Origin of the sequence: Pseudomonas sp. E6002, assembly GCF_013385565.1 — a bacterium.
In the GTDB taxonomy this organism is placed as follows: domain Bacteria; phylum Pseudomonadota; class Gammaproteobacteria; order Pseudomonadales; family Pseudomonadaceae; genus Aquipseudomonas.
The window spans coordinates 112,700-135,977 of the sequence record NZ_JACAPT010000044.1; the positions used below are offsets into that span (position 1 = coordinate 112,700).

Consider the following 23,278-nt stretch of genomic DNA (forward strand, 5'->3'; position numbering starts at 1 on the left):
AAAAATCAAAACCGGGCAAGGTCGCCGTAAATCCGTTCGATGCGCACCCAGGCTTCGGTGGCCTGGGCGGTCGCCGCGAGGTATTGGGTGCGGGCCGCAATCAAGGTGCGCTGGGCGTCGAGTACGTCGAGGAAGTTGAACTTGCCCATCTCGAAACCGCGGGTGGCGCTGTCCACCGCGCTTTGGGCGGCGGGCAGGATCTGTTGGTTGAACGAGCGCACTTCGGTATTCGCGGTTTGCCAAAGGTCCAGGGCCTGGCGGGTTTCGGTGCGCAGGCGCAGTTCGGTAGCGTTGCGCAGGTCGCGGGCCTGGTCGGCACGGCGACTCGCGGCCAGCACGTTGCCCTGGTTACGGTTGAACAGCGGGATCGGCATCGACACGCCCACCACGTTGACCCGCTCGCGCGCGCTGGCGTCGTATTGGCTGCCGATGGACACGTCGAGGTCGGGAATGCGCTGGGCTTTTTCCAAGCCGAGGGCCGCTTCGCCCTGGACGATTTGCAGCTCGGCCAGGCGCAGTTCGGCGGTCTGTTCCAGGCGCGCCAGCAGCTGCGCTGGCGACGGTAATGCCGGGGCGGCCTGGGCTTGGGTGGCGACGGCCTGGAAATCGGTGCTGGCCGCGCCAGTACTGGCGGCGAGGCGCCGGTAGGCATCGCTCAGGCCCATCTGCGCGCGGTTGAATTCCAGGCGGATTTCCGAGAGTTGCACCTGGGCGCGGGTGGCTTCCACCGGGGACGTTTTGCCGGCGGTGACGCGACCATTGGCCACCACCAGGCCGCGCTCGGCCAATGCCAATGAGCGCTGGGCCAGGTCGAGGCGTTCCTGGGCGCGAAGTGCACCGTAGTAACCGTCGATGACCTCCGCTCGCAGACCGTTGCGGCGCTGTTCCAGGGTGAGTGCGGCCGCCTCCTGGGCACGGGTGGCGACATCAATCCGGGCGCCGCGCTTGCCACCCAGTTCCAGGGTTTGGCTCAGTTTCACGGTGGTGGTGCGCGAGTTGCGGCGGGTGTCTTCGGCGTCCCAGGAGGCCACCGGATTCGGGATCAAACCGGCCTGCTGGCGACCGCCTTGGGCGATGTCGATTTCCCACTGCGCAGCGGCCATGTCGGGGTTGTTGGCGAAGGCGGTTTGCAGGGCCGATTCGAGGGTCAGGGTTTGCGCGTTTGCGCCCTGGACCGTCATCAGCAACAGCACCGAAGCGCCGATAAACGTGCGGACAAAAGTTGGCATAACAAGAGTTCCATGCACATGAATTAACAGGTGGGCAATGTAACTTTCGGTACTTATCAGAGGAGTGGCCAGAACATTACAAATCCGTTAGCAACGGCTCTGGCGCGGGCTTTTGCTTTAAGCTCCGGGCAACTTTTCCACTGCCCAGCGGGATCCTCGACATGCGTATTCTGGTTATCGAAGACGAACCTAAAACCGCCGATTATCTACATCAGGGATTGAGCGAAAGTGGCTATATCGTCGACTGTGCCGCCACCGGCGCCGACGGCCTGCATTTGTCTCGCCAGCACGCCTACGACCTGGTGATGCTCGACGTGAATTTGCCGTTGATGGATGGCTGGGACGTGCTGCAACGCATCCGCCAGAACAGCAGCACCCGCATCATGATGCTGACCGCCCAGGGCCGCCTCGCCGACCGGATCAAGGGCCTGGACCTGGGCGCCGATGATTACCTGGTCAAGCCGTTTGAGTTCCCCGAATTACTCGCGCGGGTGCGCAACTTGATGCGCCGCAGCGTGCATTCGCCGGTGCCGGATGTGTTGCGGGTGGCCGACCTGGAATTGGATCAGGGCCGCCACCGGGCGTTTCGCGGTTTGCAGCGCATCGACCTGACCACCAAGGAGTTCGCCCTGCTGCACCTGCTGATGCGCCAGAGCGGCGTGGTGCTGTCGCGCACGCAAATTATCTCGTTCGTGTGGGACATGAACTTTGATTGCGACACCAATGTGGTGGAAGTGTCGATCCGCCGCCTGCGGGCAAAGATTGATGACCCGTTCGAGCGCAAGTTGATCCATACCTTGCGCGGCGTGGGTTATGTGCTGGAAGACCGTGAGTGACGGTCAGGCATGCACCTCGTCATGCTCGTCATGCTGAAAACCTTCGCCCTCGATCTGGATCGTGGCGTGGGAAATATCGAATTGCTCATGCAGTAACTCCGTCACCTGGCTGAGGATCTGTTGCTCGGTGCCTTGGGCAGAATCCGCCACCAGATGAGTACTCAGCACATTTTTGCCGCTGGTGAGGGCCCAGATATGCAGGTCGTGCACGTCCTTGACGCCGGGAACGCCGCGAATTGCCTGTTCCACCTTGTCGATATCGATGCCGTCCGGCACACCTTGCAGCAGCACGTTCATACTTTCCTTGAGCAGCGTCCAGGTGCGGGGCAATACCCAGAAGCCAATCGCCGCCGCCACCACCGAATCCACCCAGCCCCAGCCGGTGTACATGATCACCAGCGCCGCGATGATCACGCCGATGGAGCCGAGCATGTCGCTCCAGACCTCCAGGTAAGCGCCCTTCACATTCAGGCTTTCGCCGCTGGCCGCACTCAGCAAGCGCATGGAAATCAGGTTGACGATCAGCCCCAGCACCGCGATCACCAGCATGCCGGTGGACTGGATCTCGGCGGGCGCCTGCAAGCGTTGATACGCCTCATAAAGAATGTAGAACGCCACGCCGAACAGCAGCAGCGCATTAAACGCTGCCGCCAGGATCTCGAAACGCGCATAGCCGAAGGTGCGCTTGCGGTCGGCGGCGCGCTTGGCGACCTGGATCGCCACCAGGGAAATCCCTAGCGCCAGGGCGTCGGTCATCATGTGCGCGGCATCGGACAACAGCGCCAGGCTGCCGGTGATAAAGGCGCCGATCACCTCGGCGATCATAAAGCTGCCGGTCAGTGCCAATGCGATCCATAACAGCCGTTCGTGGCCGGCGCGTACCTGGGCGTGGCTGTGTCCTGCGCTCATGAAATATCCTCGTGGGTGGTCTTCCGGTTGATCATAGAGCTATAGGCCAACACCACCGGCACGAGTTGCAAAATTGTCATCTCGCCGTCAGCTGGGCGTTAAGCCATACGCACCAAAATTGAACATGAACGCTCTGGAACCGTTGTATCAGGTATGCTTTTCGAGCAGGAAACAAAAAGAAACATATTAGCCAACCTGTTCGATAAGGAGTCCCGTTTTGGAGTTATCGACTGCCGCGTGGATGGTTCACGACACCCGCCTCATGTTCTGCGTATTACTGGCCATCGCCAGCATCATTGTGTTGATCAGCGCGACCAAGCTGCCGCCCTTCCTGTCGATCCTGATCGGTACGTTTATCGCCGGTGTCGGCGCGGGCTTGCCGCCGGAAGAAGTGGCCAAGGCCTTCAGCAAAGGCGCCGGGGCGATTCTCGGTGAAGCCGGGATCATCATTGCCCTGGGCTCGATGCTCGGCGCGTTGATGGCCGAATCCGGCGCTGCCGATCGTATCGCCACCACCCTGCTGGGGTTGGGCAAAGGCAAGTCATTGCCGTGGGTGATGGCGCTGGTGGCGATGGTGATTGGCCTGCCGCTGTTCTTCGAAGTGGGCCTGGTGATGATGGTGCCGATCATCTTCGTGATGGCCAAGCGTTCGAACCAGCCGCTGCTGAAAATCGCAATTCCGGCGCTGGCGGGGATGACCACCCTGCACGCCTTGATGCCACCGCATCCGGGGCCGCTGATTGCGGTCAGCGCGTTGCACGCCGACCTGGGCCTGACCATGTTGCTGGGCTTTTGCCTGGCAGTGCCGGCCGTGATTCTGGCCGGCCCGTTGTACGGCAACTGGCTGTCCAAGCGCATGCACGTGGATGAGCCGGCCGACATTGGCGCGCTGTTCAGTGCTCCGCCCAAGGCGCCGCGCCAGCCGAGTTTTGGTGTGTCGCTGCTGATCATCCTGTTGCCGGTGATCCTGATGCTCGGCAGCACCCTGGCCAAGGTTGCCATGTCGCCGGAAAGCCCGGTGGCACTGACCTTGAAGTTCCTCGGTGAGCCGTTGATCGCGCTGGGCCTGGCGGTGATTGCCGCGGTGATCTGCCTGGGCTGGGCCAGCGGCATGCCGCGGGCCGATGTCGGCAACACCCTGCGCAAGGCGCTGGCGCCGATCGCGGTGCTGCTGCTGACCATCGGCGCCGGTGGCGGGTTGAAGCAAACCCTGCTGGATGCCGGCGTGAGCCAGACCATCAGCAAGGTGGCCGAAGGCGCGCACATGCCGTACCTGTTGCTGGCCTGGTTGATTGCGGTGGCGCTGCGTCAGGCCACGGGGTCGGCGACCGTCGCCACCACGACAACGGCGGGCATCCTCGCGCCGATGATGGCGGGGTTGGCTGCGACGCAAAGCTCACTGGTCGCCCTGGCGATTGGTGCCGGCTCGGTGTTCTTCTGCCACGTCAACGATGCCGGCTTCTGGATGGTGCGCGAATACTTCGGCTTGCAACTGAAGCAGACGATCTGGGTGTGGTCGGTGTTGCAGACCATTGTGTCGGTGGTGGGCCTGGTGGGCACATTGCTGATGTGGCACTTCCTGACGTAATGATCGTTCCCACGCTCCGCGTGGGAATGCATCCCGTGACGCTCCGCGTCACACAAGCGGACGCGGAGCGTCCAGGGAGTCGTTCCCACGCAGAGCGTGGGAACGATCAGGTAGGTTGGCGCTTGCCAAAATGCGCCGCACTCACTGCGCCCACCGCGCCCATCGCCACGCAATACCCCACGCAGATCCACGGGCTGGTCGGCATCAACGCGATCAACATCAGCGGCGTGGTACTCGCCCACAGCGCATAGGCAATGTTGTAGGTGAAGGAAATCCCCGACACCCGCACCTGCGCCGGGAACAGGTTGACCATCACCGACGGCACCGCGCCCACCACCCCGCAACTCAAGCCGGCAATTGCATACGCTGCGCCCAGCCACACGCCACCGGCAATCAGGCTCGCATAGAGCACGGCAATCCCCACCGGCAGCAGCAGGCTATAGACCAACACCGCACGCCAGGCGCCGATGCGGTCCACCAGCAGCCCGGCCAACACGCAACCGATATTCAGGAACACGATGCCCAACGCGCTCAGGGCGAAGGTGTGGCTGGGGCTCATGCCGAAGGTTTTCTGCATCATGGTCGGGGTGATCACCACCAGTACGACGACGGCCGAGGTGAGCACGCAGGTGAGGATCATCGCCGGCAGCAGCGCGCTGCGATGTTCCCGCAGGACGGTACGCAGCGGCAGTTCGGCGCCGGCCTGGCGACGGGCCTGCATTTGCAGGAACACCGGGGTTTCGCTGAGCCAGCGCCGCAGCCAGACACCGATCACGCCGAACACGCCGCCGAGCAGGAACGGGAAGCGCCAGGCGTAGTCGAGGATTTCGGCCGGGGTGAAGACTTGCGCCAGCAGCGTCGCCGTCAGCGCGCCGAGCAGGTAGCCGAAGGTCAGCCCGGCCTGGAGGAAGCCCAGGGCATAACCACGATGGTTGTCCGGAGCGTGTTCGGCGACAAACACCCAGGCGCTGGGCACTTCCCCGCCCACTGCCGCACCCTGGAGGATGCGCAGCGCCAGCAGGATCAACGGTGCGAAATAACCGATGTGTGCGTAGGTGGGCATGATGCCGATCAGCAGGCACGGCAGCGCCATCATCAGGATGCTCAGGCTGAACACCCGTTTGCGCCCCAGGTGATCGGCGAAGTGTGCCATCAGGATTCCGCCCAGCGGGCGCGCGAGGTAGCCGGTGACAAAGATGCCGAAGCTTTGCAGCAGACGCAGCCACTCGGGCATTTCCGGCGGGAAAAACAGCTGGCTGAGGGTGAGCGCGAAAAATACGAAGATGATGAAGTCGTAGATTTCCAGGGCCCCGCCCAGGGCGGCCAGGCCCAGGGTTTTGTAGTCGGAGCGGGAGAAACGCTGCGTCTGTGGATAAGAGGTGGCAGTCATGGAAAAGCTCGGCAGACAAACGAAATGGACTGCAGGTTATGAGCTGGGCCGAGTGATGGCAATCACGCTGGATATATTTGCTTTACTCATTGATCAATGAAGATAACTACATTCCCAAATGAATAGCCGTAGAGGAACATGCAGCAAAACTGCCGCCCCCCATAATAAATACAAATAGAGGTACTGAACGTGGCCGATGCTATCGAAGACAGCCGCTACGCCCGATTCGCCCTGCGTTGTTCAAACTTCGCCGAGCGCTGGTTTCCGGACTCCTGGGTGTTTGCCGCCCTCGCCGTGATCATTGTCGCGGTGGCGACCCTGGGCATGGGCGCCGCGCCGACCGAGGCCGCCAAGGCCTTTGGTGACGGTTTCTGGAGCTTGATCCCGTTCACCATGCAAATGGCCTTTGTGGTGATTGGCGGTTACGTGGTCGCCAGCTCCCCGCCCGCCGTAAAGTTGATCGACCGCCTGGCGCGCATCCCGAAGAACGGCCGTTCTGCCGTGGCCTGGGTGGCGCTGATTTCGATGGTCGCCTCGTTGCTCAACTGGGGCCTGTCCCTGGTGTTCGGTGGTTTGCTGGTGCGTGCGCTGGCCCGGCGTACGGATTTGCGCATGGATTACCGCGCGGCCGGTGCTGCGGCCTACCTCGGCCTGGGTGCCGTTTGGGCGCTGGGGCTGTCGTCGTCAGCGGCGCAATTGCAGGCCAACCCGGCCAGTTTGCCGCCGTCGATCCTGTCGATCACCGGGATGATCCCGTTCACCGACACCATCTTTCTGTGGCAGTCCGGCGTGCTGTTGCTGGCGCTGATCGTGGTGTCGCTGATCATCGCCTACGCCACCGCGCCCGGGCCGAACTCCGCCCGTGACGCCAAGGCTTGCGGTATCGACCCGGCCTTCAACATGCCCAAGCCGCAACCGCCGACCCGTCCGGGCGAGTGGCTGGAGCACAGCCCGTTGCTGACCATCCTGCTGGCGTTGCTGGCCGCCGGTTGGTTGTTCCATGAATTCTCGACCAAGCCGGCGATCAGCGCGATCTCGGGGCTGAACACCTACAACTTCCTGTTCCTGATGGTCGGTGCCCTACTGCACTGGCGTCCGCGCAGTTTTCTCGATGCGGTGGCCCGTGCGGTACCCACCACCACCGGGGTGCTGATCCAGTTCCCGCTATATGGCTCGATTGCCGCGCTGATGACCGTGGTGAAAGGCAGTGACGGCGCGACCCTGGCGCACCATATCTCGACCTTCTTCACCTCGATCGCGTCCCACGACACCTACGCGCTGTTGATGGGCGTGTACTCGGCGGTGCTGGGCTTCTTCATCCCGTCGGGCGGCGGCAAGTGGATCATCGAGGCGCCGTACGTGATGCAGGTCGCCAATGACCTGGAATATCACCTGGGCTGGGCGGTGCAGATCTACAACGCCGCCGAAGCGCTGCCGAACCTGATCAACCCGTTCTATATGCTGCCGCTGCTGGGCGTGCTGGGGTTGAAGGCGCGGGACTTGATCGGTTTTTCGTTTGTGCAGCTGCTGGTGCATACGCCGCTGGTGTTGTTCCTGCTGTGGGCGTTGGGCACGACGCTTAAATATTTGCCGCCGGTGATGCCATAGGGCAGCTGCCAGTAACCTTTCTGATCAAACGCGTCGGGGTTGTCCCACTCACTACGGTGGCAACCCCTGATTTCTGCCGCCAACGCCTTTGATTAACCTGATTCGGATAACGCCTCACACCCCCCAAGGAAAATCCGATGACGCCCCTATCCAAATCGCTGGAAGAGTTGATCAATGCTATTTACAAGGACGGCAACGTGTCGTTCGTTGAGTACCAGGGCCTGCGCGACAATGCCGATTGCCGCATGGCCACTGTTATCAAGGAGTTTGGCCTGCACAACAACGTGACGGCGTTCCAGAAAGCCATGGATGTGGCCATGCAACTGCTGCAGTCCTGCGTCATCGATGCCAAGAAAGCCAAGCTGACTGACACGGGCGAAGCCATCGTCAAGGATGCGCTGGCGTCCCAGGTAGAGTACTTGCGCGCCGGCAGCCAATTGGCACTGCGCTTGTTATGAGTGGCCTGTAGCGTTCAAGGCACTGTCTTCGTTCCGTCACATTGCATTGCTACCGTCCTGCGAAATATCTTGCAACATTCAACCAGCAGGAACTCCCAGCAATGAGCGACGAGCACGAAGACCGCCCTTCCCAAGACATTGAAGCCAAACCGCCAGTCGACACCAGCCGGCGGCGCTTCCTGGGAGGCGCGGCCGTGCTGGGCGTGGGTGCGACCCTGAGTGCCTGCGGCAATACCAGCGAGGCACCCGGCAAGCCGGTGGAGCGTCCGCTGACGCCGCAAGAGCTGGACAAGGCTCTGCACGAACAGGTTAAAACCGTGGTGGTGATCTACGCCGAAAACCGCAGTTTCAACAACCTGTTTGCTGATTTCCCCGGCGTCGAGAAACCCCTGTCGGCCCTGACCGCCGCTGAGTATCAACAACGCGACCGCGACGGCAGCCTGCTGAGCACGCTGCCCCCGACCTGGGGCGGCGTGTTGCAAATCGGCCCGCAGACCGTCGATGGCGTGACCTACCCCAGCGAAGTGCAATACCAGGAAAACCTGCCCAACGCCCCCTACGCCCTGAAGGGCCCGAACGGTGAAGACCAGCCCCTGAGCCTGGTCACCCGGGATTTGTGGCACGTGTTCTATCAGAACCAGATGCAGATCAATGGCGGTAAAAACGATGCGTTCGTCGCCTGGGGCGACTCCGGCGGCCTGCTGATGGGCCACTACGCCCAGAGCCGTTACGCCCTGCGCTTGTGGGACGTGGCAAAGGAGTTTGTGCTCTGCGATAACTTCTTCCAGGGCGCGTTTGGCGGCTCGTTCCTCAACCACCAATACCTGATCAGCGCCACCCCGCCGGTGTACCCAAACGCTGCGCAATCGGTGGCCAAGGCACAGATCGCCACGCTGCAAAGCGACGACCCGACCGACCCGCGCCTCAAGCCGCTGGACAAATCCCCGGCCAGCGCCATGACCGGCCCGCCGCAATTCGGCCCCAGCGCACTGACCCCGGACGGTTTCGGCGTGAACACCCTGGCCCCGCCTTACTGGCCTACCTGGATTCGCGACCCCGAGCGCCCGGATTACTCCAAGCCCGACTTGCCTAACGTGCTGGTGCCACAAACCCACGAGCACATCGGCGACAAACTGTCGAAAAAGAACGTCGACTGGGCCTGGTACGCCGGTGCGTGGCAAGCAACGCTGGATCAGTTCAAGGACTCGGGCGGCATTCCGAAGATTCCGAACTTCCAGTACCACCACCAACCCTTCAACTACTTCAAGCAGCAAGGCCCGGAAAACCCGGCTGAGCGCAATAAACGCCTGCGCGATGGCGGCCTGGGGGATGACGCCAGCACCAACAGGTTCTTCGCCGATGCCCAGGCCGGCAAGCTGCCTGCGGTGACCTTCTACAAACCCCAGGGCAACCTGAATATGCACGCCGGTTACGCCGACGTCGCTTCGGGCGACCGGCATATCACCCGCGCCTTGAAGGTGCTGCAGGAAAGCCCGCAGTGGAAGAACATGGTGGTGATCGTCACCGTCGATGAAAACGGCGGCTGGTGGGACCACGTTGCACCGCCAAAAGGCGATCGTTGGGGCCCGGGCACGCGGATTCCGGCACTGGTGGTCTCGCCGTTCGCGCGCAAGGGCACGGTGGACCATACCGTCTACGACACCGCGTCGATCCTGCGTCTGATCACCCGGGTGTTCCAGCTGGAAACCCTCGATGGGCTAAAGCAGCGTGACGACGCCATGACCGCGCGCGGCCAGAAGCCCATGGGTGACCTGACCAACGCCCTGCACTTCAAGGTGTAGACGCACTTGCTCAAAAGCGACAAGCGCGCAGTTTTTCTACGCGCTTTTCCCGGTCAACCGCTACTGTGTGAGGGTGGGCATTCACCCCGCGCAGACGGGCTTTCGCTGACAGGGAACCATCCATGTTCAAACTCACCAGGTTGTCCTTCACCCTGGCCGCACTGACCTTGAGTGCGGTCGTACAGGCTGATATCACCGTACCGCTGGGTACCCCGCAACGGGTCACCCAGTTGTTCGCGTACCCGAACAATTGCAGCGTCATCTGTTTTCGTCCCTGGACGCTGGAACAGACCGTCGAGCACTACCTGAACCAGAGCCTGCAACGCGACGGTTACAGCCGGGCCAAAGTCAGCGTCAAGACCGAGCATGACCAGGTGCTGGCCACGTTCAGCGGTGTGCCAGACGGTTATGGCCAGCCGTTGACCACCTTGCTCGATACCGCCGACCTGGCTTACCAGGGCGCCAGCAAACTCAATGGTGATGGCAAATGGCAGTTCAACTGGTACCTGTTCCTGCCGCTGGGCATGGCCCTGGAAAACCGCAAGAGCATCGAGCTGCTGCACTTCCCGCCGGATTATTCCCTGACCCACTTCCAGGACTACCTGGAGTCGGCCACCACCGACCGCTGGGCGACCTTGCTCACGGCCAACGGCATCCCGGCGACCCAGACGCCGGAATACCAGACCATCATCGACATCGCCCCGATCGCCGCCCCAGCCACGGCGGGCAAGGACCTGGAAGGCGTCTACGGTTACTTCACCGACTACCAGACCCGGATGGTCAAGGAGCTGAGCCAGCACGCGGGCGGCGCGTTGCCGATGGTGGCCTTCGGCGCGCCGGTGCGCAGCTGGATCAAGCAGCAATACGGGCAAACCGTTGCCGTACTGGGCCTGGCGCAAATCAGCCCGGCCGTCGGGAGCCAGGTCGCCGTACTGGGCGCCAATCACCCGAGCTACATCTGGTATGCCGCCAACCCCGACACCTATGACGGTGACGAGCAAAAGGCCGACGAGGCCGGTTTGAAGGTGATGGGCCAGGACTTGAGCGCCGCCTGCTGGCAGGCCTCGATGGGCCAGAAGCCCGCCAGCGATCCGAATGTACAGCTCAAAGGCTGCATGAACACTTGGCAGGTAACGCGCAAGGAGCAGACCTGCGAACTGTTCTACACCTCTATCCGCGAGCTGACGCCCGATCAAGCGAACGCCAAGTGTGCCCAGCCGGCGATCAAAACCCAGCTGAGGCAATTGAAAAGCGCCGTGCCAGAACCGGCGATTGAAGCACCGGCGCTCTGAAGCAGGCTGCAAGAAGGGCATTTTCCTACATAAAAGATAGCCAATTTCTACTGTCAGATTTGACAGTAGAAATTGGTTCCCACTTAAGCGAGTCTTGAGCCGCGCCCATCCGCTGCAAGACTGGCAGTCAAGACACCACCGGCAGGTCGATGCAGCCCCTCCTGGAGAGTCATGAAAACTCAAGCCATGGACAAGGCTAAAACCGCTGTGAGCAAGTGTCTTTACCCGTTCGCGACCGCCCTCGCCGAACACGGCTACCCCCGCGCTCGCGACTATGAAGTGGTGCGTACCCGAGACGGTTCAGGCGACGGGATCAAGACCCGCGTCGCCTTTGACAGCCGCCTGTGTATCGCCAGGGTGTCCGGCTACGCATTGAATGAGCGGCGCCTGCATACGGTGCAGATGTCCTCGCGTATCCACTTGTACGACCCTTGGTTCAGCGGCCTGCTTTCGCATTCATGCAACCCGAACGCGTTTCTCGACATGACATACCTGGAACTGTGGTCCGTTCAGCCCATTCCCGCTGGCGCCCTGCTGACCATGGATTACGCCCACACGGAGGACGTATTGTTCCGACAGTTTCGCTGCCAGTGCGGCGAGCTCAACTGTCGGGGCTGGATCACCGGCATGAAGGAGCCGTTGAATCCCGAGGGTCAGCAATTCATGGAGCAGTGGCGCGAACGCAAAAGCCCTTAGACCGCACCCAGCGGGCGCAGGCGGTATTGCGGCGGCAGTTGCTCGAAGCCACTGATGGTGGTGTTCAGGCTTTTCCAGCGGCCGTCCTTGATCCCGTAAATGCAGCCATGAACCGACAGGCTCTGCCCGCGGTGCCAGGCGTTCTGCACGATGCTGGTGTGGCCGACGTTGGCCACCTGCTGGATCACGTTCAGTTCGCACAGGCGGTCTACGCGTTCCTCTTCCGTGGGCAACTGGGCCAGCACGTCGCGGTTTTCGTAGTACAGGTCACGGATGGTGCGCAGCCAGCCGTCGATCAGGCCCAACTGGTTGTCCTGCATCGAGGCGCGTACGCCACCGCAGCCATAGTGGCCGGTCACCAGGATGTGTTTGACCTTGAGCACGTCGACTGCGTACTGGATCACCGACAGGCAATTGAGGTCGGTGTGCAATACCACGTTGGCCACGTTGCGGTGCACAAACAGGTCGCCGGGCAGCATGCCAACGATCTCGTTGGCCGGCACGCGGGCGTCGGAACAGCCGATCCACAGGTATTCCGGGGTTTGCTGGCGGGCGAGCTTGGCGAAGAATTCGGGATCTTCCTGTTTGATCGCATCCGCCCAGCGTTCGTTGTTATCAAGCAAGTCTTGTAGTTCGTTCATCAGGGAAAGCCTCAGGAATGATGCGCAGTTTTGACACTCGACCGCCCGTCCGGGTCACGCCAGCAATAAAGATAGCGGGCGGCAATTACTTGAATCTTGGGGAGCCATGCCTGTCCACACACTATAAGCCCCACAGTATGAGGAATCGCCATGACTGAATCACGACGTCCCTACGGCGCTACACAGCCGGAACCGATTGATGACAACGAAGATCGCATGGGCGAAATGCGCGAGCTGGATTTTGACAAGGAGGAGCCGACTGCGGAAATCGGCGACGAGATTCCGCCACGGGAGCGTGAGCACCTGATGCCCGACGAACGGGTGCGCGAAGCCGGGATGACCGGTGCTTCCACTGACGATCATGATTCAACCGATGATGACATGAACCCGGAAACGCTGATCCATGAGGATGGCGCGCGGGATGCGCAGGAAGCAGGTGAAGACCATCCGGCGGATTACGATTTGAGTATCGTCGATGAAGACGAGATCGGCGGCGGCAATGGCCTGGATGAGGCCGAGTTGGCCGATATCGATCCAGTAGACGGCAACCGCTGACACCCTGCCGAACTGAATGTGGGAGCGGGCTTGCTCGCGAAGGCGGTGTGTCAGTCATTACATCTGGCGACTGGACCATCGCCTTCGCGAGCAAGCCCGCTCCCACATTGGGCCCTGTGTTTAGTCGACCAGGGTGCAGGCCATCACGACCGCATCTTCGCGGCCACCGACGGCGGGGTAATAATCCCGCCGACGGCCAATTTCGTTGAAACCATAACGCTCGTACAGCCGGAACGCGCCGGTGTTGCTGTCGCGCACTTCCAGGAAACATTCCCGCGCCTTGGCCTCGTAGGCCCGGGACATCAGGTGCTCCAGCAAGCTCAAGCCCAGGCCACGGCCCTGGTTTTCCGGCTTGACGGTGATGTTCAGCAAATGCGCTTCATCGAGGATGATCTGCACCACCCCGTGGCCCACCTGCTGCTCACCTTCAAACATCAGCCAGATCTGGTACTTGCCCAGCCCGTCGAGAAAAATCCCGCGGGTCCAGGGGTGGCTGAACGCTGCGTATTCAATCTTCAGTACAGCGTCGAGGTCCGCCTCGGTCATCGGGCGGAAGGATAAAGCTTCACTCATCGGTACTTTTCCAGCGCGCCATCAGCCGGCGCATGGCTTGCCAGACATCAGCCTTACGCTGTGGCTCTTCCATTAATAGTTCCAGGCCCGGCAGGGCCCAGACGGAGCCCAGGCCTTCGACCTGCAGTTCGCGGTACCAGGCCTCGGCATTCGCTTCGCCGGCAAAACGCACGGCGGGCAGGCCGATCAGCCACAGGCACACGCAGGGTTCGTCTTCCAGGCGCGCCGAGACAAAACCTTGCACAAAATCCCGTGCAGCTTCCGGGCCCTGGTCCATGGTGCCCCGGGCCAGCAGCGGCCAGCGCACCGGCTCGCCAACGATTTGCGGACTGTCGGGCAGGCCGGCGGCGCGCAACATGTCCTTGAGCAGCAGATAGGCCGGGTCGCGGGCCTGGAAGCGCTCGCCTGTGGGTAACTCCACCAGCAGCAGGCATCGCCCGGCCCGCAGCAGTTGCAGGGCAAAGCGTGGCGGCGGTACGACCGGAGCCTTGACCACGGCAGGCGCCTCTTCGGCGACGACCGGCTTGGCCACCGGCGACGGGCGCGGCACTTCGACCTTTGGCCGGACCACCGGGGTTTCTGCCACGGGCTTGACCAGCGGCACCGGCGCAGCCGCCTCCTCACCCGAAGGCTCGAAAGCCTCGAACGGTTCCGGGGCCTCCAGCAGCTCGGGCCGCGAAGGGGCGGCGAACGGTAATTCAGTGCGCGGCAGCCAGTTGACCACCTGCATGGCGGTCAAGTAAGCGCGACGTCGGGACTCGATAAGCAAAGGTCGGCCACTTGTGGATAACTAAAGAACAGGGATTCTACCGCCCTTCGACGAAGATCGCCCGCAGTTGATCGTTCCGGTGAGCGCCTCACGACCGGCTGTGGATAAATCCCGGCACCGATGCAGTACAATCGCTGCTTTTAATCGCTAACCAGCCGGCCATTCCGATGATCGAACCCAAGCGCGTCTTGCGCGCCCTCGCCGAACACTGGGCCCTGCTTGAGCCACTGTGCGAACACTTCGACCAAGGCACCCTGAGCCTCAGCGAACTGCGCGCCCAGCTGGCCGCCCAACAACTGGACAGCACGCCACAGGACATCACCAGCCTGCTGGACGTGTGGATTCGCCTGGATATCCTGGTGCCTGTCGCCAAGAGCCCGAACCGTTTCGAGCTCAACGCACAGATCCACGACTTCCTGGCGTATCTTCGCAAGGAGCACCGGCTAGGCCTGTGCCTGGAAATCGAAGCCTACCTGCGCCACCTTGAGCGCCTGGCCGGTTATATCCAGGACGCCTTCGACATCCGCGACGGCCATGACCTGGCGCGCCAATTGCGCCTGCTGGACATGCGCGTGCGCGACGTGCTGAAAAAACTCGCCAACGACGAACAGGCCCTCGCTGCCGTGGCCGATCGCGCCAAGACCAGCGACCGGCAGATCCCGTTGCGCCAGCGCTACGCCGAAGTACTGGCGACCTGGGACGAATACGTCGAGCCGATGATTCAACTGGTGAACGCCGACGGCGCCTTCGAACAAGGCGTGCGCAAGGTGGAAAACGTACTGTTGCGCATGCTCACCGAGCAGCAGCGCCTCGGCCACCTGGTGGACGACGACATGCTGCTGCGCACCCACGCGCGCATCCTCGAAATGCAGACCAGCGCCCAACTGACCTTGCGTCACGCCCGGGAACTGCTGCTGCCGTTGCGGGAAGAAGCACGCCGGCACAACGCCGTGACCCGTGGCGCGGCGCTGGCCTTGTCGGCGATTCGCCGCAAGGGCCTGGACGCGGTGCCGCAAGCGGCGATGCCGATGTTCACCCGGCCGCAAAGCACCTTTCTCGGCAGTGCCAGCCAGGTCGAAGCCTACGTGTACGCCCTGGCCAACTTCGAACCGAAGCCGGCGCGTTTCCCCAAGGCGCATAAATCCCACAAGGGCGAAGCCCCTCGCGCACCGCGCACGGTCAAGGAAATGCTCGAGCGCTGTGAAGACGCGCTGCCGATGCCGGACCTGATGACCTGGCTGCTGGAGCAGGAACCGGACGGCGCAACCGACGAGTTGCTGTACTGGTTCTCACGCCTGTCGCGGGAAAAACGCTTCAAGCGTGAACGTCTGGAACGACGGGATTACCACACTCACGAGCACCAGGTCAGCCTGCGCTCATTCGCCCTGCTTCCAGCCGGTATTGATACGGCCGGGAATTCTGCGAGCACCCCTCATGCATCTTGATCTATCCGAACTGTCCCAGCTGGCGCCGATCTTTCGCGAGCTGTTCAAGGGTTACCACGTCAGCCGCCGCGACCCGGAGCTGTACGCCCAACTGTCGAACTTCCAGGACCAGTACCGCACGTTGTTCAAGGCCCTGGGCTTTGAGTTGGTGTGCGACACGCGGGGTTTCTACTACTTCGTGCCGGACTCGGCCGTGGCCGCCGCGCAGGTCAACAAGACCGCCCAGCGCCTGGCGTTGTTCACCTTCATCATCGTCGAGCACCTGGCCGACCAGGGCCGCGACCCGATCGCCGTGCTCGACGGTGGCAGCCTGGGCCGTGACGAACTGCCGTCGTTGTTGGAAAAGTACCGCGACCTGTTTATCCAGGCCGAAGTGCAGACCGTCGAGGAACTGGAAGAAAAAATCATGCGCCGCATGACCCAGCTGGGTTTTGCCGGTGAAGAGAACGGCATCTACCGCTTCCTGCCGCCGATGCACCGCTTCCTCGATGTGTGCCTCTCGGTCCAGCAAGACCGCGACCTGGCCGCGAGCATCCACAGCGTATTGCCGTTGCCGGCCCCGGTGATCATCGACGAAGACAGCGATGAAAAACTGCTGAAGACCGATGACCCGCTGGACTTGAGTGACTTTGCAGAAGAAAGCGAAGAAGACGCCCTGGCCCGCGCCATTGCCGAAGAACAGGAGACCGACGCATGAGCAAGGAACGCTACGGCATTCGCCGCTTCGCCCTTTTGAACACCGCCGGTTACAGCCTGGGCCTGTTCCCGCTGGAAGAACCGCTGTCGGTGTACGGCGCGAACAACCTTGGCAAATCGGCGTCGATCAACGCCTTGCAGTTCCCGATTCTGGCGCGCATGTCGGACATGAGTTTCGGCAAGTACACCCTGGAGCAATCCCGGCGTTTCTACTTTGCCACCGACACCAGCTACATCCTCGTGGAAGTCTCGCTTCCCCATGGCCCGCACGTGATCGGCGTGGTCGGTCGCGGCCCGGGCGGTGGTTTCGGTCACCAGTTCTTTGCCTACGCCGGCAAGCTGGACCTGGCGCACTACCAGAAGAACGACACCTGCCTGCGCCAGAAAGAGCTGTTCACCAACCTTGAGCGCGAAGGCCTGAAAGCCTATGAGCTCAAGCCCGATGAGCTGCGGCGTTTGCTGGTGGGCGGCCATACGTCGATCCCGCTGGACCTGACCCTGATTCCGCTGCGCTCCACCAGCGAGCAGAGCCTGAAGACCTTCCGCGCGCTGTTTATCAATTTGCTGCACATGCGGGAAATCACCGCGGCCAAGTTGAAGCAGCTGTTTCTGGATGCGTTCGAACACAGCCTGCGTTCCGGCAGTGTCGATTACATCGCGGCGTGCGAAGAAGCCTTCCGCGATGTACGACGCATGGAGCAGGACTACAACTCGCTGGTGGCTGCCGGCCCTCTGGTAGAAGCCTTGGCCAACGGCGTGAAGCAGCGGGACATTCTGCGGGGCAAGCTGCATCGCCTGTCACCGCTGCTGGATTCGTTGCTGGGCACCTGGTCGGACTACGCCAGTGCGCGCAAGGAAGAACTGACGATCCAGGCCGAGCATTACCGCAACGAGCAGGATTCGCTGCAGAACGACCAGCGCGGCGGCACTCAGGAGCTGATGCGCCTGGAGCGGGAAATCAGCGGGATTCAGCGCTGGCTGGGTGAGCTGTCAGTGCTCAAGCACCGCTTCGCGCTGGTGGATGACGTCAAGGTGCTGGAGCAGCAACTGCTGGCCGCCAAGGATGCTCACGATGAACTGGCCGGGGCCTTGGCGCAGTCGCGTCAGTTCAGCGCCGAGGATCTGGACGAACGTCTGCGGGACCTGGAAAAACGCCTGAAGTCGGTGAAGCAGCAACTCGATCACGCCGACAACAACAGCTACGCCAAGCTGCGGGAAGAATTCTCGCAGCAGGATGTCGAGCGTCTGATGCGCCTGTTCAACAGTTCGCTGTTCAGCTTGCCGCTGGGTGAGCATGGCATCACGCTGGACGAGGACGGCCTGTGGGTGAAATCCCTGGAGCAGATCCTTGATGGCTTCAAGGGCGAGCGTTTTGAAGTGCCGGGGCTGGCCATCGACATCTCGCACATCGAGCCACCGGCGTTGCAGGCACTGGCTGACCGCGCCGCGTTGCGCGACCAGAAAGAGCGTCTGGAAAAAGAACTCAAGCAACTGAAAACCCAGCAAGCCGTGGCGGCCGACCGCGCGGCGAGCAAGACCCAGACTGAAGCGCTGTACCAACAGGTACTGGACGCGCAGAAGGCGCTGGAAGATTTCCGCCGTGCACAAACCCTGAGCGCCGAGGAAGGCGAGAAGCTGGAAAGCCTGGCGCAGATGGAAGCGGCCCAGGACGAATTGAAACGCTCCAGCGATGCGTTTACCGAGCGCGTCCAGCAACTGTCGGCCAAGCTGCAATTGGTAGGCAGGCAGATTGGTGATATGGAAGCCAAGCAGCGCACCCTGGATGACGCGTTGCGTCGTCGTCAGTTGCTGCCGGCAGACTTGCCGTTTGGTACGCCGTTCATGGACCCGGTCGACGACTCCATGGACAACCTGCTGCCGCTGCTCAATGACTACCAGGACAGTTGGCAAGGCCTGCTGCGCGCTGATGGCCAGATCGACGCGCTGTACGCACAGGTGCGCCTCAAGGGCGTGGCCAAGTTCGACAGTGAAGACGATATGGAGCGCCGCCTGCATCTGTTGATCAACGCTTACGCGCACCGTACCGATGAAGCCCTGACCCTGGGCAAGGCCCGGCGGGCGGCGGTCACGGATATCGCGCGCACCTTGCGCAATATCCGCAGCGACTACGACAGCCTTGAGCACCAGTTGGCGTTGTTCAACCGTGAGATCAACAAGCGCCAGGTGTCCAACCTGCAGAGCTTCCGCATCGTGCTCGCGCCGAACAAGGAAGCCCTCAAGCATATCGACCAGATCATCCACAGTGCCGGTCAGTATGAAGAAGGCGAAACCCTGTCGGTGTTCGATCTGAGCCAGAGCGCCGAGCAGGACAACAAGAACGAGGAGGCCAAGGAATACCTGGCGCGCCTGGTTGCGGCCAACCATAACCAGTTGGGCCTCAAGGACTTGTTCGAACTGGCGTTCGAGATCACCAAGGTCAACGGCCAGCCGATCATTCACACCGACATCGATGGCGCCGCCTCCAACGGCACCACCATGACCATCAAGGCCCTGACCAACATGTATTTGTTGCTGCACTTGATGGACCGCGACCAGGCCGGTCGTGTGCGCCTGCCGTACTACCTCGATGAAGCCGCGGACATCGATGAGAAGAACCAGGCGGCATTGCTGGAGACCAGCTTGCAACTGGGCTTCGTGCCGATTCTGGCGAGTGTGAAGCCGCAGGTTTCCGCCCAGGTGGCGATCGACCTGGAAGGCGGCAGCGGGCCGAACGGGATCTACATTGATGAAGCGGACTGGAAGTACATCCGTCGTCACGATGTGGTGAAGGCGACGGTGAATGTGCAGGCGGATGAGCCGGAGCTGGATGAGGTTTAATCAGTTGCGCTGAAATGCAAAAAGGCCGCGATCTTCTGGATCGCGGCCTTTTTTTGGTGTTCTTGAGGGCCTCTTCGCGAGCAAGCCCGCTCCCACATTCAATCGGGTTCCTTCAATGGGAACTGGGTCAAATGTGGGAGCGGGCTTGCTCGCGAAGGCCGCGCCTCGGTCTATTTGCCGAGTGGGATTTTAGGCGCCCAGGTCAGCCATTCATCTTCAAACTTGTCGAACAGCGGGAAGGTCTGCTGGGGCCGAGCGGCGTTGCCCATGCGCTCGCCGTCCGGCGTGGCAAAGGCGATGCCGCCGGCGACCAGGGTCTCCAGGGACTCAGTGCGAACGGTCGCGCCCTTGAACAAGCCGAAGTCGAGCCCGAAGCCGCTGGTGTTCCAGAACCGGCTGCCACTGCGCACCAGAGGCGCGTACTTGGGCTCGATCAGGATGTGAACCAGCACACGGTCGGCGGTCTGGCCCAGCTCGTAGCCGGTAACTTTGCCTACGGTGACTTCGCGGTAAGTGACCGGAACGCCTTCCTTCAACGAGCCACGGCGTGCGGCGCTGAGTACCAGGCTCAGGCCCTCCTCCTGATGAACGGCTTCTGGCGGCTTGTCCAGCGCGACGAAACTCTTCTGTGGGCCGATGCTTTTGGTCGCTGGCTGTACTTCAATGTACTGGCCGGTCACCAGGGTTTCCAGGTTCGACGTTTTCATCAGGCCCAGTTCAGGCTTGACCACCCAGAACTGACTGCCGGCCCGTGCGATGCGGTCGGCCACTTGGGTGATACGCGCGCTGAGCAGCACCGATTGCATGTCGGCGCTCAGGTCGACACTTTCGATCTTGCCTACGTCCAGGCCCTTGAAGCGCACTGGCGTACCCGGGCGCAGGCCATCGGCGCGGTCGACCTTGATGGTCACCAACGTACCGTGCTGGTTGGCGGCTTCGCGATCCGGGAACAGACGGAAACGCGGGATGCGCTTTTTCAGCGGCACATTCGGCTCCGGGGTTTCGAAGGCGATACCGCCCGCCATCAGGCTGGCCAGGGATTCGCTTTTCACCTGGATGCCGCCGGTAAGCCCACCGGTCAGGGTCACGCCGCTGGCATTCCAGAAACGGGTCGAGCCATTGACCAGGCCTTCGTATTCTTTCTCGATATGGACGCCGATCACCAGTTGCTTGTTCTTGCGGGAGAACTGGTAGCTCTGCACGGAACCGACCTTGACCTGCTTGTAGAGGATCGGGCTGCCGACATCCAGGGAACCGAGGTTGTCGGTGAAGAGCACCATGTGCAGGCCGGGGGAACGCAGGTCCAGTGGCGGCGCCTTGGCGCGGGCGACGTACTCCCGTTGTGGCGCGGTGCCCTTGTCGCCGGGACGGATGGCGATGTAGTTACCTTTGACCAACGCTTCCAGCCCGGTGATGCCGGCCAGTGAGATGGACGGCTTGACTACCCAGAATTGGGTGTCCTGGACGAGGTAGTCTTCGGCCAGTGGGTCGAGGGTCAACTCGGCATTGGCGCTGGACAGGTCCGGATCGATCTTCAGGGTCTTCAGGCTGCCGACCTGGATGCCTTTGTACATCACCGGGGTGCGGCCCGCCTGGAGGCCTTCGAAGTCGGTGAGTTTGACTTTGACCTTGATGCCCGCCGCGGCTGCATCGAAGTCTTCGTACAGGCGGAACGGCAGGCTCGGGTCCGTCGGTGGGCTGTCCTTGCGATTCTCCGGCGTGGCGAAGGCGATACCGCCGGCAACGATGCTGGCCAGGGATTCACTGCGGACTTTTACGCCGGAAAGGTTGGCGTCGATGCTGATGCCGCTGGCGTTCCAGAAACGCGTGTGTTTACGCACCAGGCTGGCGTAGGTCGGCTCGATGTAGACCTTGATTTCAACGGTGGTCTGGTCTTCGGAGAGCAGGTAGCTTTTGACCTGGCCGACCTGGATCTGCTTGTAGAACACCGGGCTGCCACGGTTCAGCGAGCCGAGTCGATCAGCTTTGATCGTCAGGTGCAGGCCGGGCTTGGCGTCGGATAAAGGCGGTTCTTCGGACAGGGCCTTGAACTTGCGCGTCGGCTCACCATCGCCTGGGCTGGCGGCGATGTAGTTACCCGAGACCAGGGTTTCCAGGCCGGTGATCCCGGCCAGGCTGACACTTGGCTTTACCAGCCAGAAGCGGGTGTTGGTCTTGAGGTATTGCTCGACATCCTTGTTCATCTCGATGGTGGCAATCACTCCGCGATTGTTACCTTCGTCATCCAGGGCCAGGGTCTTGACCTTACCCACGGACATGCCTTTGTAGACCACTTCGGTCTTGTTGGCCTGGATGCCTTCGCCGCTTTCAAAGCGAACCTGAATCTCGATGCCTTGCTGGTTGTAGGCGCGCCACCCCAACCAGCCGCCGATGATCAGGGCAATCAGGGGCAGCACCCAAATGGCCGACCAGTTGGAAGCTGGGCGGGTTTTAGCCTTAGGCAAATCACTCATGGTCGTCGTCCGACTCCGTGTTATCCCAAATCAGTCGGGGATCAAAAGTTACTGCGGCAAGCATCGTCAAGATCACCACACTGGCGAACGCTACGGCACCGAGATTGGCCTCGACACTGGCAAGTCGCCCAAAGTTTACGACTGCCACCAGGATGGCAATCACGAAGATATCCAGCATGGACCAGCGGCCAATGAACTCGATAAAGCGGTACATGATAATGCGTTGTTGCGCGGAAAGTGGCTGGTGACGCTGCACCGAAAACAGTAACAAGCCGATGCCCACCAGCTTGAAGGTGGGCACCAGAATGCTGGCGATGAACACTACAGCGGCGATCGGGAACATGCCGTGCTGCATCAACTGGATCACGCCGGACATGATGGTGCTCGGATCGCCTTGGCCCAGGGAGCTTACGGTCATGATCGGCAACAAATTGGCCGGGATGTACAAGATGGCTGCCGTGATCAGCAGCGCCCAGGTGCGCGTCAGGCTGTTCGGACGACGGGCGTGGACCAGCGCGCCGCAACGGGTGCAGGTTTGCTCGTCGGTGTCCGGGTCTTGTTTGTTTAGTTCGTGGCATTCGGTACAGATCAGAATGCCCGCATCAATCGCCCGCATGAGCATCCTCTCCTGACAGCGCTTCCCAGATCTGGTGAGGTGACATCACCACCTCCAACAATATCTGGACCATTAACAGACTGACGAAGCAGGCCAGACCGAGCCCTACGGTGATAGTGGCCATGTCAGCCAGCTTTACGATCGCCACCAGCACGCCCATCAGATAGACCTCGAGCATCCCCCAGTCTTTCAGATGATGGTAGATGCGATAAAACAGCAGACCGTAGCTACGGCCGATGTTCCAGCGGATGCTCAGCAATACCGCCAGTTGGCACAGGAGCTTGAGCAATGGAATGCCCATGCTGCAGAGGAACACCACCACGGCGACGCCTTGCATACCGGTGTCGAACAGACCGACCACGCCGGTCCACACGGTGTCCTGCGAGGACTGCCCGAGTAGATTGAGCTGCATGATGGGTAAAAAGTTCGCGGGGACGTACAACAGCAGCGCGGCAATCACTAACGCCAGGCTTCGTTCAACGACGTTGTGGCGGTGAGCGTACAGCTCGTAGCCGCAGCGTGGGCATTGGGCCTTTTCACCGCGGGCAAGCTCCGGCTTGCGCATCAACAAGTCGCACTCATGGCATGCCACGAGTTCGTCCAGCGGTAAGTCTGACGCCTCAAGGGCATCAACCGGGTCGGGCATATAGGGCTCGGACTCTAAAAAAGATTAGGTGCCTATTCTAGTGCTCTGGTTCAGAAATAACTGTGCAAATTTGTCGGGAGATTCAGTAGCGTTTGTGTGCGCGAGGGGGGGATTGGGACGAGGGGATTTAGACCAATGCGTGGCATCAGGTAGCCCGCGTTACCGTTGGAGTTTTTCGCCAGCAAGCTCGCCATACTTTCCGACCGCGCAAAACAAA

20 protein-coding genes are annotated in these 23,278 nt (G+C 61.5%); 11 read left to right on the forward strand and 9 right to left on the reverse strand.

Features of this window, described 5'->3' with window-relative positions; translation table 11 throughout:
- Positions 1–5: 5 nt before the first annotated feature.
- Positions 6–1,229 (reverse strand): TolC family protein, encoded by a 1,224-nt coding sequence (locus HX815_RS28695; protein ID WP_177029313.1) that lies wholly within the window; start codon positions 1,227–1,229, stop codon positions 6–8.
- Positions 1,230–1,390: 161 nt separating this feature from the next.
- On the opposite strand from HX815_RS28695, the gene HX815_RS28700 reads away from it, so the two are divergent.
- Complete coding sequence (locus HX815_RS28700) at positions 1,391–2,065, forward strand: heavy metal response regulator transcription factor (RefSeq protein ID WP_102604739.1); 675 nt, start codon at positions 1,391–1,393, stop codon at positions 2,063–2,065.
- A 3-nt stretch (positions 2,066–2,068) separates the two neighbouring features.
- On the opposite strand, the gene HX815_RS28705 is transcribed toward HX815_RS28700, so the two are convergent.
- On the reverse strand, positions 2,069–2,974 hold the full coding sequence (locus tag HX815_RS28705; protein WP_177029314.1) for a cation diffusion facilitator family transporter: 906 nt from the start codon (positions 2,972–2,974) through the stop codon (positions 2,069–2,071).
- 217 nt (positions 2,975–3,191) lie between these two features.
- Here HX815_RS28705 and HX815_RS28710 point away from each other — a divergent pair, with 217 nt between their 5' ends.
- Entirely contained in the window at positions 3,192–4,562 is a 1,371-nt protein-coding gene (locus HX815_RS28710) for a gluconate:H+ symporter (RefSeq protein ID WP_008437508.1), read from the forward strand.
- 106 nt (positions 4,563–4,668) lie between these two features.
- Here the strand turns inward: HX815_RS28710 and HX815_RS28715 are convergent, their stop codons facing one another.
- Complete coding sequence (locus HX815_RS28715; RefSeq protein WP_177029315.1) at positions 4,669–5,952, reverse strand: MFS transporter; 1,284 nt, start codon at positions 5,950–5,952, stop codon at positions 4,669–4,671.
- A 189-nt stretch (positions 5,953–6,141) separates the two neighbouring features.
- Here HX815_RS28715 and HX815_RS28720 point away from each other — a divergent pair, with 189 nt between their 5' ends.
- The 5 genes from HX815_RS28720 to HX815_RS28740 all read left to right on the forward strand — a co-directional run bounded on the left by HX815_RS28720 (position 6,142) and on the right by HX815_RS28740 (position 11,808).
- The gene (locus tag HX815_RS28720; protein WP_008437512.1) at positions 6,142–7,560 is read left to right on the forward strand and encodes a short-chain fatty acid transporter; all 1,419 of its coding nucleotides are present in this window, start codon (positions 6,142–6,144) and stop codon (positions 7,558–7,560) included.
- 137 nt (positions 7,561–7,697) lie between these two features.
- A complete protein-coding gene (locus HX815_RS28725) occupies positions 7,698–8,018 on the forward strand; it encodes a hypothetical protein (RefSeq protein WP_010177091.1) in 321 nt (106 codons plus the stop codon).
- Positions 8,019–8,119: 101 nt separating this feature from the next.
- Positions 8,120–9,820, forward strand: coding sequence for an acid phosphatase (acpA, locus tag HX815_RS28730; RefSeq protein WP_177029316.1), 1,701 nt, complete (start codon positions 8,120–8,122; stop codon positions 9,818–9,820).
- A 122-nt stretch (positions 9,821–9,942) separates the two neighbouring features.
- Positions 9,943–11,112 carry a hypothetical protein gene (locus HX815_RS28735; RefSeq protein WP_003214388.1) on the forward strand — a complete coding sequence of 390 codons (1,170 nt, stop codon included), beginning with the start codon at positions 9,943–9,945 and terminating at the stop codon, positions 11,110–11,112.
- Between the two features lie 171 nt (positions 11,113–11,283).
- Positions 11,284–11,808 (forward strand): hypothetical protein, encoded by a 525-nt coding sequence (locus HX815_RS28740; protein ID WP_003214386.1) that lies wholly within the window; start codon positions 11,284–11,286, stop codon positions 11,806–11,808.
- Here the strand turns inward: HX815_RS28740 and can are convergent.
- Positions 11,805–12,449, reverse strand: coding sequence for a carbonate dehydratase (can, locus tag HX815_RS28745; RefSeq protein ID WP_003214385.1), 645 nt, complete (start codon positions 12,447–12,449; stop codon positions 11,805–11,807). The two genes, HX815_RS28740 and can, sit on opposite strands and share 4 nt — an antisense overlap.
- A 150-nt stretch (positions 12,450–12,599) precedes the next feature.
- On the opposite strand from can, the gene HX815_RS28750 reads away from it, so the two are divergent.
- Positions 12,600–13,004 (forward strand): serine kinase/phosphatase, encoded by a 405-nt coding sequence (locus HX815_RS28750; RefSeq protein WP_177029317.1) that lies wholly within the window; start codon positions 12,600–12,602, stop codon positions 13,002–13,004.
- A 120-nt stretch (positions 13,005–13,124) separates the two neighbouring features.
- Here HX815_RS28750 and rimI read toward each other — a convergent pair whose 3' ends face one another.
- Positions 13,125–13,577 (reverse strand): ribosomal protein S18-alanine N-acetyltransferase, encoded by a 453-nt coding sequence (gene rimI, locus HX815_RS28755; RefSeq protein ID WP_003214382.1) that lies wholly within the window; start codon positions 13,575–13,577, stop codon positions 13,125–13,127.
- Positions 13,570–14,307 carry a hypothetical protein gene (locus tag HX815_RS28760; RefSeq protein WP_003214379.1) on the reverse strand — a complete coding sequence of 246 codons (738 nt, stop codon included), beginning with the start codon at positions 14,305–14,307 and terminating at the stop codon, positions 13,570–13,572. Before HX815_RS28760 ends, rimI begins: the two co-directional genes overlap by 8 nt.
- A 206-nt stretch (positions 14,308–14,513) precedes the next feature.
- Between HX815_RS28760 and mksB the strand changes: the two genes are divergently transcribed.
- The 3 genes from mksB to mksF are packed head-to-tail and all read left to right on the forward strand — an operon-like array spanning position 14,514 to position 19,325.
- The gene (gene mksB / locus HX815_RS28765) at positions 14,514–15,791 is read left to right on the forward strand and encodes an Mks condensin complex protein MksB (protein WP_177029318.1); all 1,278 of its coding nucleotides are present in this window, start codon (positions 14,514–14,516) and stop codon (positions 15,789–15,791) included.
- Positions 15,781–16,488: an Mks condensin complex protein MksE gene (gene mksE, locus HX815_RS28770; RefSeq protein ID WP_003214375.1), complete on the forward strand. Its 708-nt coding sequence runs from the start codon at positions 15,781–15,783 to the stop codon at positions 16,486–16,488. The genes mksB and mksE overlap by 11 nt, the downstream gene beginning before the upstream one ends.
- Entirely contained in the window at positions 16,485–19,325 is a 2,841-nt protein-coding gene (mksF, locus tag HX815_RS28775) for an Mks condensin complex protein MksF (RefSeq protein ID WP_008437530.1), read from the forward strand. The genes mksE and mksF overlap by 4 nt, the downstream gene beginning before the upstream one ends.
- Positions 19,326–19,495: 170 nt before the next feature.
- On the opposite strand, the gene HX815_RS28780 is transcribed toward mksF, so the two are convergent.
- Genes HX815_RS28780 through HX815_RS28790 form a run of 3 tightly spaced genes read right to left on the reverse strand, consistent with a single transcriptional unit; the run spans position 19,496 to position 23,061 of the window.
- Positions 19,496–21,799 carry a PqiB family protein gene (locus tag HX815_RS28780; RefSeq protein ID WP_003214369.1) on the reverse strand — a complete coding sequence of 768 codons (2,304 nt, stop codon included), beginning with the start codon at positions 21,797–21,799 and terminating at the stop codon, positions 19,496–19,498.
- Positions 21,792–22,415, reverse strand: a complete 624-nt coding sequence (locus HX815_RS28785) for a paraquat-inducible protein A (RefSeq protein ID WP_003214366.1) — start codon at positions 22,413–22,415, stop codon at positions 21,792–21,794. Before HX815_RS28785 ends, HX815_RS28780 begins: the two co-directional genes overlap by 8 nt.
- Positions 22,402–23,061, reverse strand: a complete 660-nt coding sequence (locus HX815_RS28790; RefSeq protein ID WP_177022667.1) for a paraquat-inducible protein A — start codon at positions 23,059–23,061, stop codon at positions 22,402–22,404. Before HX815_RS28790 ends, HX815_RS28785 begins: the two co-directional genes overlap by 14 nt.
- Between the last annotated feature and the right edge of the window lie 217 nt (positions 23,062–23,278).